Origin of the sequence: Arcobacter roscoffensis, assembly GCF_024267655.1 — a bacterium.
GTDB classification, from domain to species: Bacteria; Campylobacterota; Campylobacteria; order Campylobacterales; family Arcobacteraceae; genus Arcobacter_B; species Arcobacter_B roscoffensis.
Genome location: NZ_CP100595.1, coordinates 603,751 through 622,177 on the forward strand (window position 1 = coordinate 603,751; position 18,427 = coordinate 622,177).

General features: G+C 29.0%; 17 protein-coding genes. 13 read left to right on the forward strand and 4 right to left on the reverse strand.

What is annotated here, in order from left to right:
* Complete coding sequence (groL, locus tag NJU99_RS02980) at nucleotides 1–1,641, forward strand: chaperonin GroEL (protein ID WP_254577255.1); 1,641 nt, start codon at nucleotides 1–3, stop codon at nucleotides 1,639–1,641.
* Nucleotides 1,642–1,892: 251 nt separating this feature from the next.
* On the opposite strand, the gene NJU99_RS02985 is transcribed toward groL, so the two are convergent.
* Nucleotides 1,893–2,681: an AraC family transcriptional regulator gene (locus tag NJU99_RS02985; protein WP_254577256.1), complete on the reverse strand. Its 789-nt coding sequence runs from the start codon at nucleotides 2,679–2,681 to the stop codon at nucleotides 1,893–1,895.
* Between the two features lie 134 nt (nucleotides 2,682–2,815).
* Between NJU99_RS02985 and NJU99_RS02990 the strand changes: the two genes are divergently transcribed.
* The gene (locus tag NJU99_RS02990) at nucleotides 2,816–3,751 is read left to right on the forward strand and encodes a multidrug resistance efflux transporter family protein (RefSeq protein WP_254577257.1); all 936 of its coding nucleotides are present in this window, start codon (nucleotides 2,816–2,818) and stop codon (nucleotides 3,749–3,751) included.
* A 218-nt stretch (nucleotides 3,752–3,969) separates the two neighbouring features.
* Here NJU99_RS02990 and NJU99_RS02995 read toward each other — a convergent pair whose 3' ends face one another.
* Nucleotides 3,970–5,478: a PAS domain-containing sensor histidine kinase gene (locus tag NJU99_RS02995; protein ID WP_254577258.1), complete on the reverse strand. Its 1,509-nt coding sequence runs from the start codon at nucleotides 5,476–5,478 to the stop codon at nucleotides 3,970–3,972.
* A gap of 2 nt (nucleotides 5,479–5,480) precedes the next feature.
* On the reverse strand, nucleotides 5,481–6,095 hold the full coding sequence (locus NJU99_RS03000) for a chemotaxis protein CheC (protein WP_254577259.1): 615 nt from the start codon (nucleotides 6,093–6,095) through the stop codon (nucleotides 5,481–5,483).
* Nucleotides 6,096–6,349: 254 nt separating this feature from the next.
* Here NJU99_RS03000 and NJU99_RS03005 point away from each other — a divergent pair, with 254 nt between their 5' ends.
* Nucleotides 6,350–7,123, forward strand: coding sequence for an inositol monophosphatase family protein (locus NJU99_RS03005; RefSeq protein WP_254577260.1), 774 nt, complete (start codon nucleotides 6,350–6,352; stop codon nucleotides 7,121–7,123).
* Here NJU99_RS03005 and NJU99_RS03010 read toward each other — a convergent pair.
* Entirely contained in the window at nucleotides 7,104–7,715 is a 612-nt protein-coding gene (locus NJU99_RS03010; protein WP_254577261.1) for a YkgJ family cysteine cluster protein, read from the reverse strand. The genes NJU99_RS03005 and NJU99_RS03010 overlap by 20 nt on opposite strands.
* A 128-nt stretch (nucleotides 7,716–7,843) precedes the next feature.
* Between NJU99_RS03010 and glmS the strand changes: the two genes are divergently transcribed.
* From glmS to ftsH, 10 genes are all read left to right on the forward strand, one after another.
* Nucleotides 7,844–9,646: a glutamine--fructose-6-phosphate transaminase (isomerizing) gene (gene glmS, locus NJU99_RS03015; protein ID WP_254577262.1), complete on the forward strand. Its 1,803-nt coding sequence runs from the start codon at nucleotides 7,844–7,846 to the stop codon at nucleotides 9,644–9,646.
* 207 nt (nucleotides 9,647–9,853) lie between these two features.
* Nucleotides 9,854–11,062, forward strand: coding sequence for a methionine adenosyltransferase (gene metK, locus NJU99_RS03020; protein WP_254577263.1), 1,209 nt, complete (start codon nucleotides 9,854–9,856; stop codon nucleotides 11,060–11,062).
* A 20-nt stretch (nucleotides 11,063–11,082) separates the two neighbouring features.
* Nucleotides 11,083–11,952, forward strand: coding sequence for an acetyl-CoA carboxylase, carboxyltransferase subunit beta (accD, locus tag NJU99_RS03025; protein WP_254577264.1), 870 nt, complete (start codon nucleotides 11,083–11,085; stop codon nucleotides 11,950–11,952).
* On the forward strand, nucleotides 11,952–12,560 hold the full coding sequence (locus tag NJU99_RS03030) for a thiamine phosphate synthase (protein ID WP_254577265.1): 609 nt from the start codon (nucleotides 11,952–11,954) through the stop codon (nucleotides 12,558–12,560). Before accD ends, NJU99_RS03030 begins: the two co-directional genes overlap by 1 nt.
* Nucleotides 12,561–12,569: 9 nt before the next feature.
* Entirely contained in the window at nucleotides 12,570–13,028 is a 459-nt protein-coding gene (locus NJU99_RS03035) for a 23S rRNA (pseudouridine(1915)-N(3))-methyltransferase RlmH (RefSeq protein ID WP_254577266.1), read from the forward strand.
* A 58-nt stretch (nucleotides 13,029–13,086) separates the two neighbouring features.
* Nucleotides 13,087–13,440: an RNA polymerase-binding protein DksA gene (gene dksA, locus NJU99_RS03040; RefSeq protein ID WP_254577267.1), complete on the forward strand. Its 354-nt coding sequence runs from the start codon at nucleotides 13,087–13,089 to the stop codon at nucleotides 13,438–13,440.
* A 15-nt stretch (nucleotides 13,441–13,455) separates the two neighbouring features.
* Complete coding sequence (locus NJU99_RS03045; protein WP_254577268.1) at nucleotides 13,456–14,469, forward strand: hypothetical protein; 1,014 nt, start codon at nucleotides 13,456–13,458, stop codon at nucleotides 14,467–14,469.
* Nucleotides 14,469–15,398 carry a tRNA dihydrouridine synthase gene (locus tag NJU99_RS03050; RefSeq protein WP_254577269.1) on the forward strand — a complete coding sequence of 310 codons (930 nt, stop codon included), beginning with the start codon at nucleotides 14,469–14,471 and terminating at the stop codon, nucleotides 15,396–15,398. The genes NJU99_RS03045 and NJU99_RS03050 overlap by 1 nt, the downstream gene beginning before the upstream one ends.
* Before the next feature lie 90 nt (nucleotides 15,399–15,488).
* Nucleotides 15,489–16,304, forward strand: a complete 816-nt coding sequence (locus NJU99_RS03055; RefSeq protein WP_254577270.1) for a 50S ribosomal protein L11 methyltransferase — start codon at nucleotides 15,489–15,491, stop codon at nucleotides 16,302–16,304.
* Between the two features lie 3 nt (nucleotides 16,305–16,307).
* Nucleotides 16,308–18,365, forward strand: a complete 2,058-nt coding sequence (ftsH, locus tag NJU99_RS03060) for an ATP-dependent zinc metalloprotease FtsH (RefSeq protein WP_254577271.1) — start codon at nucleotides 16,308–16,310, stop codon at nucleotides 18,363–18,365.
* Nucleotides 18,366–18,427: the final 62 nt, after the last annotated feature.

The following is an 18,427-nucleotide window of genomic DNA, read 5'->3' on the forward strand; positions in this document are numbered from 1 at the left end:
ATGGCAAAAGAGATTTCATTTAGTGATAATGCAAGAAATAAGTTATATACAGGTGTTGAAAAATTAGCAGATGCTGTTAAAGTTACAATGGGACCAAGAGGAAGAAACGTATTATTACAAAAATCTTTTGGTGCTCCAAATATCACAAAAGATGGTGTATCAGTTGCAAGAGAAATTGAACTTGAAGATACATTAGAAAATATGGGTGCTCAACTTGTAAAAGAAGTTGCTTCTAAAACTGCTGATGAAGCTGGTGATGGTACAACTACTGCTACAGTTTTAGCTCACTCTGTATTTAAAGAAGGTCTTAGAAATGTAACTGCTGGTGCAAATCCAATTATCTTAAAAAGAGGTATGGATAAAGCAACAGAAGCAATCTTAGCAAACTTAAAAGCTGCATCTAAAGAAGTTGCTAATAAAACTGAAATCGAGCAAGTTGCTACTATTTCTGCAAACTCTGATACTGCTATTGGTTCTATGATTGCCGAAGCTATGGATAAAGTTGGAAAAGATGGTGTTATTACTGTTGAAGAAGCAAAAGGTATTTCTGATGAGTTAGATGTAGTTGAAGGTATGCAATTTGATAGAGGTTTCTTATCTCCATATTTTGTAACTAACACTGAAAAAATGACTACTGAAATGGAAAACCCATTCATTTTATTATACGACAAAAAAATCTCTAACTTAAAAGAGATGTTACCTATTTTAGAATCAGTTAATCAAGCTGGAAGACCTTTATTAATTATCTCTGAAGATGTTGAAGGTGAAGCTTTATCTACATTAGTTGTAAATAGATTAAGAGGTTCTTTAAATATTGCTGCTGTTAAAGCACCAGGTTTTGGTGATAGAAGAAAAGCAATGTTAGAAGATATTGCTGTATTAACAAATGGTACTGTAATTTCTGAAGAAATGGGTATGAAACTTGAAACTGCTGAGTTCTCTTGTTTAGGTACTGCTGCTAGAGTTGTAATTGACAAAGATAACACTACTATCGTTGATGGTACAGGTTCTGCAGATGCAGTACAATTAAGAACTAACCAAATTAAAGCAGAAATGGAAGCTACAACTTCTGAATATGATAGAGAAAAATTACAAGAAAGATTAGCAAAACTTTCTGGTGGTGTTGCTGTTATTAAAGTAGGTGCTGCTTCTGAAACTGAAATGAAAGAGAAAAAAGACAGAGTTGATGATGCATTATCTGCAACTAGAGCTGCTGTTGAAGAAGGTATTGTAATTGGTGGAGGAGCTGCATTAATTAGAGCTGCTGCTAAAGTTAACTTAGAGTTAGATGGTGATGAGCAAATTGGTGCTGACATTGTTTTAAGAGCTATTAAAGCACCTATGAAACAAATTGCATTAAATGCTGGTTTTGATGCTGGTGTTGTTGCAAATGAAGTTTCAAAATCACAAAATGAAAACTTTGGATTCAACGCTGCAACTGGTGAGTATGTAGATATGTTCGAAGCTGGTATCGTAGATCCTGCAAAAGTTGAAAGAGTAGCAATGCAAAATGCTGTATCTGTTGCATCTTTATTATTAACAACTGAAGCAACGGTTACTGATATCAAAGTTGATGCTCCAGCTGCTCCTGCAATGCCTGATATGGGTGGAATGGGCGGTATGCCTGGAATGGGAATGTAAGTAAAGGTCTGAGAAAGAGACCTGCGTCTCTTTCGTCCTTTACGCAGACTTGATGGTCGGAATGAAATGAAGCCATCATGTCCGAAAAAAAAGCGTTAAGAAAAAGTGAATAGTTTCACTTTTTTAGCTTTCGCAGACGAAGTGCTCACAGCGTAGCGTAGCCACGAAGTCCGAAGGACAAACCAGAGTTTCTCGACTCTTTCGAGAAACTCACTCCTCTTATTTATACTTAATTTTAAATAATCATATTTCTACAAACTATTTAATTTTGAAGGTGTATATCCATAATATCGTTTAAATACCTTTATCATATATGATTGGTCTGTAAATCCTGACTCAAAAGCTACATGAGATAATGGAATATTTTTTTTGATTAAATCTTTTGATAAATTTACTTTTTTTATTTGTAAGTATTGATTTGGTGTAATACCAATATGTTTTTTAAACTCTTTAATCAAGTGATATTTTGTGATTCCAACCTCCAAAGCTATATCTGACAATGAGATTTCTACTTTCTTATCATATTCATTCATAAATTCTATTGCTTTATTGATTGTTTCTTTTGTACAAGTTATATTTGTAAAGGAAAGGAGTTTTTTATTTGTATGATACTTTAAAATGTATTCAATAAATTGAATTATATAAGTCTCTATATCAATATCATTATAGTTTTTACTGCTTATTAGATTGAAGATAAAATTAAAAAGTTTTATTGCTTCTTTATCATTAATTATAGGATTAAATAAAATGTTTTTTATAGAACTGTCTTGAGTTAAGTTTTTTGCTATTTCATTTATAAGTTCACTATTAATCATCACATTTAAGTATGACCAACTACTATTTTTAGTTGAGTGTAATTCATAAGGATTTACAACCTGAAGCGTTCCTAAACCTAAATTAAATCTATTTTTTTCATTTTCATATAAGTGCTCACCTTTATATATCAAACTAAAAGAGTACTCTTCATGGAAATGCTTATCTAATGTTATGTTTTTAAACTTATTATTGATAAATGATAATTGCTGTTCTATATTCTTCATACTTTTACTTTCCTTTATAATTATACTATATAAACTATTTTTGGCATAGTAAAATATTGTGAATTAACTATATATCAATATTTTACTATAGAAAAAACTCATAAAAAGATATATTTTGAAAAAAAGGTATTTATGTGAATAATACTACATTAAAGATTCTACTTTATGGCCTATTAGCAGCATTGTTTTTTAGTTCAACATTTATTTTTAATAAGTTTATTGCCCAAGATGGAGGTCACTGGTTTTGGTCAGCAACTCTTAGGTATATTTATATGTTATTGCTTCTATGTATGGGTTTTTATATATTTAAAGGCTATGCGTATCTAAAAGCTTTATTTTCAGAGTTTTTTAATCACTTACTGTTTTGGAGTATTGCAGGTTCAATTGGATTTGGTATATTTTATGCATTGATTTGTTATGTTGCTGAGAGTTCACCTGCTTGGGTGGTTGCTACTACTTGGCAGTTTACAATTATCTCTACTCTTTTTATTTTATTCTTTTTTGGTAAAAAAATATCAAAATCAACATGGATTTTTGTTGGGCTTGTTTTTATTGGTATTTGTTTGATTAACCTTACCTATATCACTATTGATAATATTACAAGTCAAATTTTTAGTATATTTTTGATTCTTATCGCAAGTTTTGCATATCCAATTGGTAATCAGTTAGTTTGGGAACTACAAAATAATAACGAGAAATTATCTACTCAAAGAGAAAGTATATTAAAAAACACTTTTTCAAAAGTTTTTTTACTATCTTTAGGTAGTTTACCTTTTTGGCTTGTTTTATCTATATTTTTTGATGTGGGTATTCCTTCTAAAAATCAGTTTACATCTATGTTCTTAGTGGCTATTTTTTCTGGTATTATGGCAACTTCATTGTTTCTATATGCAAGGGCAAAAGCAAATAGTTCTTCAAAGATTGCACTTGTTGATTCTACTCAATCTGGGGAAGTTTTGTTTACATTGTTATTTGAGATACTGTTTTTATCTATTTTAATACCTTCTTCAATAGGAATAATAGGTATATGTATAGTGGTGATTGGTTTAATAGGATTATCTTTAGTTTAATTTCTAGATTAATTTAAGCTTTTTTTAATACTAAATGATGTTATAATACTTGTATACGAACAGTATGGAGGTGTAAATGACGAAGGTTTCACATTTTTAGTATTGTTAAACACTAATAAAATATTAAATTTGCTATCAAGTAGATTGTATGAATAAGTGTATTTATTTATAAATTTAAAAGGGAATAGATTTTTAGAATCTGTTCCCTTTTTTTATGTTTAGAGTTTATGTAAAGGAAGCTCGATAGTAAAGCAAGCCCCTTTATACTCTTTTCCTTTGTGTGTAAATTTTAAATTTTTTACTACAACTTCTCCATCCATACTATCTTTTATTATTCTATGTGTCATAAAAAGACCTAATCCTGTACCTTGGGATTTGTGTTTTGTCGTGAAGTAGGGTTCAAAGATTTTATCAATAATATCATCATTTATACCATTTGCATTATCATAAATTCTAAGATATCCATAGCTATTTATTTTTTCTAATTCTATGAAAATATATCTTTCTTCAATATTTCTATCTTCTAGAACATCTTTTGCATTTGTAATGATATTTACAATTGCTTGTGTAAGTTCATTTGGGTAGCCCTTCATAATAATATCTTCATTTTTTCTATTTATTACGATTTTAATATGAGAGGTTTTTATAATACCTTCAAGAAGAGTTAAATCTTTTTGAATTATTTCATTTAAGTCAAAAACAGTTTTTTCTTTGTCATCTTTTATAAAGTTTTTAAAATCATCAATAGTTTGTGAAAGATGTGCTGTTGTTAACATTATTTGATCAAGGGAATCGTTTAATGTCTGTGATTCAAGTTTTCCTAGTTCTTCATAAAGTTTAAGACCACTTGCTGTTGTTGAAATTAAGCTTAGCGGTTGTCTCCATTGGTGGGCTATATTTGCTATCATTTGCCCCATATCAGCTAGTTTTGCCTGTCTTGTAATAAGTCTATCTTTTTCTTTTAAATTGCTAATATCTATTATTGTAGATATTCTTTTCTTTTTGTTATCAAGTTGAATTACTTGCCCACTTACAATAGCAGGGAAGTAAGTGTCATCATCCCTTTTTATATAAACTTCATATGTTCTAATATCACCTGATTCTAAGTTTCTTTTAACTAAATCTTTACTTTTTTCACACACAAAATCTAAAAGTTTTTTCTCTTTTATCCTTGTATTTTTTTTTAATCGTAAAAGCTCTTTCCCATATTTATTTATAATCTCACAGTTTCCATACTCATCAGAAATGATTAACCCTTCTGTTAAAGCATTTATCATTCTTTGGAATTCATCATTTTTTTCTTCAAGTTCTTTTTTTGATTTTTTAAGTTTGTAGTTTGTCTCTCGAAGTAGTGTTGTATCATATACATAAACTACAACAAGCTCTTTTTCTAAATCAAAAGGTGAAATAGTAATACTTTGTTGCATATTATAAAAAACTGAATCTGCAATTTTATTTAGTTTTATATCAAATAAATAGTTTATTTGTTCACTATTATAAAATGTTGAAGAGTTTAATCTAAGAGTTGTTTTGATTTTTCTTGAAAGAATTTTAGAGTTTATATTTTCATAAAAGTCCAAAAGGTTCTTATCTTTTATATCTTCTTCTTTGATTTTAGTTTGCACTTCCATCCATCTATTCCAAAACTTAACATTTAAGTCTTTATCTAAAATCAAAATACCACTATTTATAGTTTCGCAGATTAGATTAAATTGATTTTCAAACATAATTAATACTCATCTAATATTTTATTGATTGTTCTTTTTATATGCAAAATAGACTCATCTGTAGCAAGCATCAACAAGTGACCATATATATTTTGTTCTGAAAAGTTTAATTCAGTAGAAATTATGATAACTTGCTGATATTGCTCTATTAAATTATCTTCTAATTGTGAAGCACTATTAATTAAAGTAATACTTGGAGGTGAAAATGAAGCATATGAATTCATCTCTTTTATAAGAGAACTAATAGTTGTAGAAGATAGAATATTTGTAATTTCTAAGATAATATCACATATTTCTTCATCACTAAGGTTTTCATCATTTATTAAATCAAACTCTTCTGAAAGATTAAGTGCGGAGGGTCTATCAATAATAAAAAGGTTTTCACCTTGAAAATCGCCATTTATTAGTTGTGATGATACAAAATGTTCTTGATTTTTTAGTTGTTTATCCAAGTAAGGTTTTAATTCACTTACATTTATAATATTAATATTTGGAATTGCTAAAGTTGCAAATGCATCAATAATATCAGCAATAGCACTACTAGCAGAACCATAAGCAATATTCATTAACTCTTGTAAACAATCTTTTTCATCTTCATTTAAACTTATGCTATTCATCTTATTTTCTTCTTATTTTATTATAATTTACTTATTATTATCTATTTGTTGGCTTATTTTAAAGCTTTTATAAAACTTTTTCTACATAACAATAATTTATTTTTTATCTTCATAATTCTATTATACAAAAAAATTATGAAAAATAGTAGCAAATTAAAAAAAGCCAATTTTAATTGTATCATTTTTAGATTAAAGTATATTATTGAAACTTAATGAAGATTAGATAGAATAAAAAAAATAAAAAAAGAGTAATAATGATAAATAAAATAGTAGAAATAGTAAAAGAAGCATCTTTGATTTTAAAAGAGGGTTATTATAAAAATAAAGATGTAAACTTTAAAGGTAAAAAAGATTTAGTTACAAAGTATGATGTTGCAGTTGAAAATTTTTTAAAAGAAAGACTTTCACAAGAGTTTAAAGAGTTTAATATTATTGCAGAAGAATCAGACAATAGTAATATTGAATTTAATGACTCAATTATAATTGATCCTATTGATGGAACAACAAATTTTGTAAATCAAGTACCTCATACTTGTATCTCGTTAGGTGTTTATAAAAATAAAAAACCTTTTATTGGTGTTGTATATAATCCAATTTTAGATGAACTGTATACAGCACAAGTTGGACAAGGAGCGTATTTAAATGGTGAAAAATTAGAAGTTTCAAAAGAAAATGACTTCCAAAAAGCTCTTTTATCTACAGGTTTCCCATATACAAGTGGTACTTGTGAAGATGATTTAAATGATGTTATTAAAAAAATAAAAGATATATTACCGAAGTGTCAAGATATAAGAAGACTAGGTTCTGCTGCTATTGATTTATGTTATGTAGCAAAGGGAACTTATGAAGGATATTATGAAATGAATTTAAAGGCTTGGGATGTAAGTGCAGGGCTTATTATTTTACAAGAAGCAGGTGGAAAAGTAAGTAATATAGATGGAAATGAATATACGCTATTTGAAGATAAATATATCGTAGCTTCAAATAATCATATACATGAAGATTTGATTAAAAATCTAAATCTTTAAAATAAGGCTTTTCAAGATGTATCAAAGATTCTTGATGCATCTTCATATATTTATTAGTACTTTCTTTATTATATTTATAAAATAGAATTCCTTTTATTGTAATACAGTGTTCTAAATCCTCTTTTTTATTAAACTTATCAAACTCATGGAAAGTATCTATATATTTGTCTTGATAATTATCTAAAATAGGAACAAAAAAATCTTTATTAACATTTGAATTCTCTACTATTAAAGAGTCCTTGTTATTTTTATTAACAGCAGGACAAAGAGAATCTATATAAATCTTATTATCAATGTTTGCACTTAAAGGGTATGTTCTACATATTGAAGACCTTTTTTCATAAATGCCACACCTAAAGTCTTTTAAATGTGGACAAAAGTCTTTGCCATTTGTAAGAATAATTACAGGTTTTAGATAACCTAATTCACCAAAAATAAAAAGAATAGGATAGTTCTCATATATTTCTTCAAAATCAGATAATATAATTTGAGAAAATACAGTTCCTTTCCTTCCATCACAACAGTTTGCTTCACAAGTTTCACATGAAGAGAAAGTAAAATAGTCATTGCTTGTATCTATAAATTGTTTCATAATCAGATTGTAGCAAAAAAAAATTACGAAATTCTAAATGATATAATAAGTTATGCAGTTATCAAAGCATTTTTTTAGTTAGACTTAAATATAATAACACGATATATTTTCACTTAAAAAGGTATTACATGTGCGGAATTGTTGGTTATATTGGTAAACAAAATACAAAAGAGATTTTACTTGATGGTTTAAAAGAATTAGAGTATAGAGGTTATGATTCAGCTGGAATTGCTCTATTAAATCAAGAAAAAATTGATGTTTATAAAGCTTTAGGAAAATTGAATAACTTAAGAGAAAAAGTGGATTCAAATACTAATGCTTATGAAATTGGAATAGGTCATACGAGATGGGCAACGCATGGTAAGCCAACAGAATTAAACGCACACCCACATTTAGGTGAATACTCTTATGTAGTTCATAATGGAATTATTGAAAACTACAAAGAATTAAAAGAAGAACTAATTGCAAAAGGACATAAGTTTGTATCTCAAACAGATACAGAAGTTATTGTACACCTTTTTGAAAACTATCAAAACGAATTAAATGACACAACAAAAGCCTTTCATAATACTATTGAAAGATTAGAAGGTGCTTTTTCAATTCTTTTAATCTCAAAGGCAGCACCAAAAAAAGTATACTTCTTTAAACATGGAAGCCCTTTAATAGTAGCAAAAGGAAATGAGGAAAACGAAGTTTTATTTGCTTCTTCTGATGCACCTTTAATTGGTTTAGCAAATGATGTAGTATATTTAGAAGATGGAATAGGTGGGGTTGCAAGTGCTGAAAATGGAATAGAATTCTTTTGTGATGATTACTCTTGGTCTACTTTACCTTCTTCTAAACAATATGCTCAAAAAGATGGTTTTAGATTCTTTATGGAAAAAGAGATTTACGAGCAAAGTGATGTAGTAAGTGATTGTATGCTAGGTCGTATAAAAGATAATGAAACTTTCTTTGATGAGATAGATGCTTCAATAATTGAAGGAATTAAAGAGATTAAAATTTGTGCTTGTGGTACATCATATCATGCAGGACTTACAGCGGCATATCTATTTGAAAGACTTTCAAAAGTTAAATGTAATGTAGAAATTGCAAGTGAGTTTAGATATAAAGAACCTTTATTAACAGATGATACTTTATTTATAGTAATTTCACAAAGTGGTGAGACAGCAGATACTTTAGAAGCTTTAAAAATGGCAAAAAATGCAGGATTAAAATCACTAGTAGTATGTAATGTAGATAATTCATCTATGACAAGAGTTACTGATTATAAGATACTTACAAGAGCAGGAATTGAAAAAGGTGTTGCTTCAACAAAAGCTTTTTCAACACAAACAGTTGTTTTATGGATGTTAGCCTTATATTTTGCAAAAGAAAAAAATGTAATAGATAATGAAGTTTTACAAAATGAACTTCATGCTTTAAGAGAAGTTCCAAAGTCACTTATTGTAAATGACAAAATTCATGAAAAAACAAAAAGATTATCAAAAAGATATTTACATGGGCATGGTTTCTTCTTTATTGGAAGAGACGTATTCTTCCCATTAGCTTTAGAAGGGGCATTAAAATTAAAAGAGATTTCATATTTACATGCAGAGGGTTACCCAGCAGGTGAGATGAAACATGGACCTATTGCTTTAGCTGATCCTGAACTATTTACAATAGCACTTATGCCTCAAAACTTACTATATGACAAGATTAAGTCAAATGTTGAAGAGTTAAGTGCAAGAGATAGTACTATTTGTGCAGTATCTCCTCTTGATTTTGAATTAGCAGACGATTTTATAAAAACTGAAAAAACAGATCATTATATGTTAGAGTTTTTTGAAATGCTAGTTGCTTTACAACTTCTTTCTATGGAAATATCTATTAGATTAGGAAATGATGTAGATATGCCAAGAAATCTTGCAAAAAGTGTGACAGTAGAATAAAAAATTCTACTTTACACGTATAAAAGAATATTTTAGATAAAATTTATCACTTTTTTACAATTTTTGTAATTAAGAAAATTCAAACTTTTATTTTTATTTTTATAAATTTTTTAACTTTAAACGCAGTTGGAAAACAAAAATGGAAAACAAAAGAATGGAAAACAATGAGACTTTGGTCTTTGGAAAACAAAAGGATGGAAAACAAAAATGGAAAACAAGACACAGTATTTATTTACAAGTGAAGTTGTAAGCCCTGGACACCCAGATAAATGTGCAGATATTATTGCCGATTCAATCGTTGATAAGCTAATTATTGAAGATTCAAACAGTAGAGTTGCATCGGAAGTATTTGTAGCAGGGAAAGATATCGTTATTGGTGGAGAAGTAAAATCTAATTGTCAATTAACTAATGAAGATTATGAAAAGATTGTACTAGAAGCACTAGCAAAAATTGGTTATGATGGAAAATCATCATTTACAAATGAGCAGTGTTTACACCCTGATGATGTGAGAGTTCAGGTTTTATTAAACCAACAATCACCAGATATTGGTCAAGGAGTTGATCAAGAAACAGGTGAAATAGGTGCAGGTGACCAAGGAATCATGTTTGGTTTCGCCTCTACTGAAACAGCTGATTATATGCCAGCAGCTATCACATATGCAAGAATGTTATGTGATAAAGTGTATAATTATGCTTTAAAACATAATCACAAGCTTGGAGTTGATATTAAAACTCAAGTTACTGTTGATTATGGAACAAAAGAGAATTTTGAGAATTGTAAACCTCAAAAAATTCATACTATAGTTGTAAGTGCACCTTCTGTTGAAGATATGCCAATAGAGGAAGTTAGAGAGTTGATTCAAGGTTTAATTGATGATACTGGACTCCCGACATCTATGTATGACAAAGAAAAAACAATTATTCATATCAACCCAACAGGAAGATATGTAAGCCATTCATCATTACATGATAGTGGATTAACAGGAAGAAAACTTATTGTTGATTCATTTGGTGGATATGCACCAATTGGTGGAGGAGCTCAAAGTTCTAAAGATTATACTAAAGTTGATAGAAGTGGATTATATGCAGCTAGATGGTTATCAAAACATATTGTAGCAGCAGGTCTAGCAACTAAAGCTTTAGTTCAAATTTCATATGCAATTGGAGTTGCTAAACCAACTTCTGTGTCTGTTGATACATATGGAACATATACAAAATATGATGATGATAAGTTATCTTCTTTTGTAATGGAGAACTTCTCTTTAACACCAAGATGGATAACAGAAAAATTTGATTTAGATAAACCAAGTGCACAAACTTTCCTTTATGCTGATGTAGCATCAAGAGGTCAAGTTGGTCAAAGTGACTATCCTTGGGAAAAACTAGACGAATTAGACAAATTTAAAAACTTATAATTTACAAACAAAGGGTTAATATGGATTTAAAGAATTTATTTAGCAAAATTTCTTTTGATAGTAGTTCAAAAGAGCAACCTACTAAAAAAGATGCACCAAGTCACTGGGTTAAGTGTCCTGAGTGTAATTCTTTAATGTTTTTTAAAGAGGTAGAAAATCAAGATAACATTTGTCCCAAATGTAACTTTCATATGAGAGTTGGAGCAAAAAGAAGAATTGAAATACTAACTGATAAAGATAGTTTTGTTGAGTATGACGCAGATTTAAAACCAAATGATCCTTTAAAGTTTGTAGATAAAACTTCTTATAAAAAAAGAGTAGAACAAGCTGAAAAGAAAACTGGAAGAACTTCTTCTGTTGTAAGTGGTGAAGCTACTATAAATGAAATCCCAGTACAAGTTGTTGTATTTGATTTTTCATTTATGGGTGGTTCATTAGGTTCTGTTGAGGGTGAAAAAATTGTAAGAGCAGTTGATAGAGCAATTGAAAAGCATCAAGGTTTAATTATTGTTTCAGCATCAGGTGGTGCTAGAATGCAAGAATCAACTTTTGCTTTAATGCAAATGGCTAAAACATCAGCTGCATTAAAAAGATTAGATCATGCTAAGCTTCCTTATATATCAATCTTAACAGACCCTACAATGGGTGGTGTTTCTGCATCATTTGCATTCTTAGGTGATATCATTATGGCAGAGCCTGGTGCTTTAATTGGTTTTGCAGGGCAAAGAGTTATTAAGCAAACAATTGGTGCTGATTTACCTGAAGGTTTCCAAAGAGCTGAATTTTTACTAGAAAAAGGTTCAATTGATATGGTAGTAAATAGAAGTGAAATGAAAAAAACATTAACTGATTTACTAAGTATGTTTAAAAAAGAGAAAATTGCTAACTAATGATGAGTAACTTTGAAGAGGCTTTAGGTTTTGAACTTAAAGCCTCGAACCTTCTATATATTTTGTGTGATTTCGAAACACTTCAAAAAAAATCTTTAAATCTTGAAAAATTTGTAAAAATTTGCAAAAAACTAGACGTTAAAGTAGTTCAATACAGAGATAAAATATCTTCTAACTCTATTCAAAAAGAGAATCTTTTCTATCTGAAAGAAAATCTTAATATTCCAATTATTATTAATGATAAGATAGATCTAATAGAGTTTGCAGATGGTTTACATTTAGGTCAAGAGGATTTTGATAAAATCCATAATGATAAAAAAATTGCAACAAAACTAATTAGAAAAAAAATAGGAAAAAAACTTTTAGGTTTATCTACACATAATGAGATAGAGATCCTAGAAGCAAATGACTTAGACCTTGATATGATAGGTTTAGGGGCATATAGAAGTACAAGTACAAAAGATGTATCAACTCTTTTAGGAGATAAGATTTCCTATTTAGCAAAAATCTCAAAACACCCTGTTTGTGCTATTGGTGGTGTTAAAGTTGAAGATAAAATAGAAAATATTAGATTTAATGTAGTTGGTTCTGCTATTTATTCAACATAAAGGTATGATTTGCAAAAAATAAATATATATACTATTGCTAAACCTTCAAAAGATGAATTTGATAAATTAGTAAGTGAATTTAATAAAATGTCTTCAAAGTATGCAAAGGTTGAATTACATTATATCTTTAATAAGACTATTGCAAAGGCTCAAAATATTGGTGAAAAAGAAGCCCAACAAGCTTATAGTGATGTTTATGAACCATTACTAAAAGGTCATAATATTGCTTTAGATGTATTAGGCAAAAAAGTAGACTCATTTTCTTTTGCTAAACTTTTAGAGGGTAAAAATGAAATAAATTTCTTTATTGGTGGTGCATATGGCTTCCAAAGAGAGTTTCTAAAGAAATGTGATAGTATAATATCCCTAAGTGATTTGACAATGGCACATAAAGTCGCAAATGTTGTTTTAGGGGAACAAATTTTTAGAGCATTGAGCATAAATCATAATCATCCATACCACAAATAATTTATATGTTATATGAATTTTTGTATAATTTCAAAATTTAAAAATAAGGGTATAAAAAGTGGCAAACGCAAAACAGATTGAAGAATTAAAGCAAACTTTACTTGAAAGAAAAGAGTTAATTATAAATAATATTAACGAGAGTAGAGAAAGTATCAACTCTTTAAAAAATTCTGAGTGTAATGATGAGTTTGATTATGCAGAAGTTTCTAGTGATAGTTTTAAAGAAGGTATAATAGCGAACCAGCAAGTTAAAGAACTTGAAGAGATTGAAGATGCAATAAAGAGAATTCAAAAGGGAACTTATGGTGTTTGTGAAATGTGTGATGAATCAATTGCCATTGGGAGATTAAGAGCAAAACCATTCGCGAAGTTTTGTACACCTTGTAGAGAGATTTACGAAGTAGAAAAATAGTAAAAAGGATTAAAGATGGGTTTTAAGAAATATGTTGTTTTTTCTGTAATATTTATCATAGCAATATACGGTTATGTATTTAGTTTAGAGTTAGGAAATTATAAAGTAACTGTACTTGATATTTCACTTGCTTTACCAGTTGCTGTTTGGATAATAGTACCATTAATACTATTATTTATTGCAACAATAGGACATATAGTATTTTATGGTTTACTGAATATTTTTAAGCAAAGAGCTATAGATAAAGATCATGAAACAATGATAAATATGATTAAGTCTAATTTATTAGAAACAAATTTTAATAAAAGATTTAAAACAAAAGGTTTCAAAAACCTATCTAATATTCTTAATCAATTCCAATTAAGTGTAAAAGATAAAACTTTCTCATCTAAAGATGAAGAATTAAATAATGTAGTAGCAGCTATTCAAGATATAAATGCTGGTAAACATATTGTAGATAAAAATCTTAAATTTAGTGAAGTTTCATCTATTACAAATAGAAACTTAATAAACAAGGTAAATGAACAAGCTGATTTTGCTGTAGATGTTGTTAAGAAAAGTGAAAATTATTCAGAAAATGTAGTAAAAGCTGCTTTTGAAAAAGTACTTGAAGATAAAAGTATGACTACTATTAAAAAAATCTATAAAAACATCAAGTTAGATAAGCATTTAGCAAGAAGGCTTTTTGAAAAAGATGCTGCTAATAATGAGTTTGGATTTACAAGTGAAGAGATTTTAAAAATTGTAAAAGATTTAGATTACACTAATGAAGATTATATGTCTTTAGCTAAGAACTATGAGTCTATTTTACAGCCAGATCAAATTATTGCATTATTTGAAAAGCTTTCATCAGAACTAGATGAAGCAACACCTGCGTACTTACATGTTTTATTTGAGTATGAAATGATTGATAAAATTAGAGACATTATCGCACCAACTGCTGATGATGAATTCACTGCATTTAAAGCCTTATTAGAGTTAAAAGACGCTGGTAAGCACTACGATTTAGAGTCTATTTCTTATAAATAATGAAAAAAATTGATTTTAACAAACCTCTAGTGGTATTAGCGCCACTAGCAGGATATACAGATTTACCTTTTAGGTCAGTAGTTAAGAAGTTTGGTGCTGATATTACAATTTCTGAAATGATCTCTTCAAACGCTTTAGTATATAAGTCTGAGAAAACATTAAGAATGATTGAAAAATCACCAAGTGAAGATCCTTATATTGTCCAAATAGCAGGTAATAAACCTGAACTTGTAAGAGATGCGGTTGAAATACTTAATGATATTGATGGTATTGATGGTATTGATTTAAACTGTGGTTGTCCAGCTCCAAAAGTTTTTAATCATGGTTCTGGTTCAAATCTTCTAGGGGATTTAAAAAAACTAGAAGAGATACTTTCGACAGTTAAAAGATATTCTAAGAAAGAGTATACAACTGCAAAAGTAAGAATTGGTGTAAATGATAAAATCCCAGTTGATATTGCAAAAGCAGTAGAAGCTTGTGGCGTTGATTATTTAGCGGTTCATGGTAGAACAAGAGCAGGCAAATATAAAGCACCTGTTGATTACGATGCAATTAAAGCAATGGTAGAAGCTGTTTCTATTCCTGTTATTGCTAATGGTGATATAAAAGACTATGATAAAGCAAAAGAGGTTTTAGAATATACTAAGGCCAATGGCGTAATGATAGGTCGAGGTGCTATTGGAAAACCTTGGATTTTCTATCAGTTAAAACATGGTATTGAAGATATATCAGAAGAAAAGAAAAAAGAAATTATATTAGAACACTTTGATTCAGTGTTAGAATTCCATGGAGAGCATGGAGCTTTAATGTTTAGAAAACTTTTACACTCTTATTCAAAAGGTTACAATGGAGCCCATGAATTCAGAGATATCATTAATCGAGTTTCAGATAAAAATGTAATGAGAGATATGATAGAGAACTTCTTTTAGTACTCTTAATTATATTCAAAAAATTATTTAGATAAAATATCCTATTTATACGCAAGATAATCTAAATCGTATAAAGTACAAAGGATATATTTGTCTGATAATTATTATGAATTAACAATAAAACCAGAAAAAAATTATGAACTTTTTTTAGACTTACTTAGTTCTTTAACTAATGATGCTATTGAAGAGCTTGATGGCACTTTAATAGCTAGAAGTGAAGAAGATTTAAGTGATGTTGAAGAGGGGATTTTAAAGTTTGCACAAGCTTTAGAAATCAAATGTGAAACTATATGTTTAGAAAAAGAAAATATTGATTGGATTAAACAGTATCAAGAATCAGTTAAATCAGTTGAAATTGGTAACTATTTTGTAAGACCTTCATGGGAAGAGAAAAAAGATGACAAAATAGATATTATAATTGACCCTGCTTTATCGTTTGGATCAGGTCACCATGAAACTACATCTTCTTGTATCGAAGCTATTGATAAGTATGTACAAAGTAAACAAACTATCTTAGATGTGGGAACAGGAAGTGGTATTTTAGCTGTTGCTGCTGCTAAAAAAGATTGTATAGTTGATATTTGTGATACTGATGAAGTATGTATTAAAGATACAAAATCAAACTTTGAACTAAATAATGTTAGTTTTAAATCCTCATGGATTGGTTCTGCAAATAATGCAAAGTCAAAATATGATGTAGTAATAGCAAATATTGTTGCAGATGTTTTAAGTATGATTGCAGGTGACTTAAAAAAATGTTTAAATGAAAAAGGTATTTTAATTATTTCAGGTATTTTAGATAAGCACCTTGCTAGAGTTCAAAATAGATTTAAAGATTTAGAAGAAATTGAATTAATCCATAAAAATGAATGGGTTACAATAGTATACAAAAATAAGGAGTCATAGTTTATGAATAATAAACCTCAAAATAACAATAATGGTGGAGATAACAACAACTTTTTTAATAATAATCCATTATTAGTATTTGTAATTTTTTCAATAGTTACAATTTTTGCTTTCAAAGCAATATTCCCTGAAGATCAAATGAGTGGTTCTTCAAATTCACAAGTTGCAGCATTTGGACAGTCTCAAAACAAAACTGTTCCATACTCTGATTTAAAGCAATTAATTACAACTGGTAAAATTGAATATGTTGGAATTGGTAATACACAAGTAAAAGCAGTTTCAAAAAATGGTAATCAAGTTATTACTTATACAGCAAGAAGAGTTATTCCTGATGATACTTTAATTCCTAGTTTAGAAAAAAATGGAATTGCATATGGTGGAGTAAATGAAGAGAATGTCTTAGCTGATATTTTATTTGGATGGGTTTTACCTATTTTTATTTTCTTTGCTATTTGGATGTTTATTGCAAAAAGAATGCAAAAATCAATGGGTGGAGGAGGAGGTGGTGGCCTTCTTGGAATTGGTTCATCTAAAAAGATGATTAATTCAGAAAAACCAAAAGTAAAATTTGAAGATATGGCTGGAAATAAAGAAGCAAAAGAAGAAGTTCAAGAAGTTGTTGATTTCTTATCTGATCCTGAAAGATATGTAAAACTTGGAGCTCAGATTCCAAAAGGTGTTTTATTAGTAGGACCTCCAGGTACTGGTAAAACATTACTTGCAAAAGCTGTTGCTGGTGAAGCTGATGTTGAGTTCTTATCTGTTTCTGGTTCTGCATTTATCGAAATGTTTGTAGGTGTTGGTGCTTCAAGAGTGAGAGATTTATTTGAACAAGCTAAAAAATCAGCTCCTGCAATTATCTTTATTGATGAGATTGACGCAATTGGTAAAAGTAGAGCTAGTGGTGGACCTATGGGTGGAAATGATGAGAGAGAGCAAACATTAAACCAGTTATTAGCTGAAATGGATGGTTTCTCAACAGAAGCAGCACCTGTTATTGTATTAGCTGCTACAAATAGACCAGAAGTTTTAGATCCAGCATTATTAAGACCAGGAAGATTTGATAGACAAGTACTTGTAGATAAGCCTGATTATGAAGGTAGAATTGAAATTCTTAAAGTACATATCAAAGAAGTAAAACTTGGTAAAAATGTAGATTTAAAAGAAGTTGCAAAAATGACTGCAGGACTTGCAGGTGCAGACTTAGCAAATATTATCAATGAAGCTGCACTTTTAGCAGGTCGTGCTAAAAAAGAACAAGTTGACCCAAGTGATTTTAAAGAAGCAGTTGAAAGACAAATTGCTGGTTTAGAAAAGAAATCAAGAAGAATTTCTCCAAAAGAAAGAGAAATTGTAGCTTATCATGAATCTGGTCATGCTTTAATTGCTGAGATTACAAAAGGTGCTAAGAAAGTAAATAAAGTTTCTATTGTGCCAAGAGGTTTAGCAGCTTTAGGTTATACTTTAAATACTCCAGAAGAGAATAAATACTTAATGCAAAAACATGAATTAATTGCAGAAGTAGATACACTATTAGGTGGTAGAGCTGCTGAAGAAGTATTTATCAATGAAATTTCAACTGGTGCAGGTAATGACCTTGAAAGAGCTACTGATATTATTAAATCTATGGCATCTGTTTATGGTATGAGTGATGTTGCTGGACTTATGGTTTTAGAAAAAAGACAAAATCAGTTCTTAGGTGGACAAACTCAAAAAGACTTCTCTGATGATATGGCAAAAAGTCTTGATGAGCATGTGAAAAACTTATTGAATGAAAGATATGATGCAGTTCTTGAGTCATTAAGAAATCATAAAGAAGCAATTGAGCAAATGACTGCTGAATTACTTGAAATAGAAGTTATTTCAGGTGAGAGAGTAAGAGAAATTATTAAAGAAAATGGTGGTGTGGTTTTTGAAGAAGAAGATTTACACTCAGCACCAATCAAAGACAATAAAGAATCTGATGAAGCTGAAACTAAGAATGATGAAGATTCAAAAGAAAATGAAACTACAAAAGATACAAAAACTGAAACATCTGAAAATAAAGATGAAAATAAATAACTAAATTCTTTTTTTATAAAAAGTAAGCAAATGCTTACTTTTTATTTACTATAATATCTGCT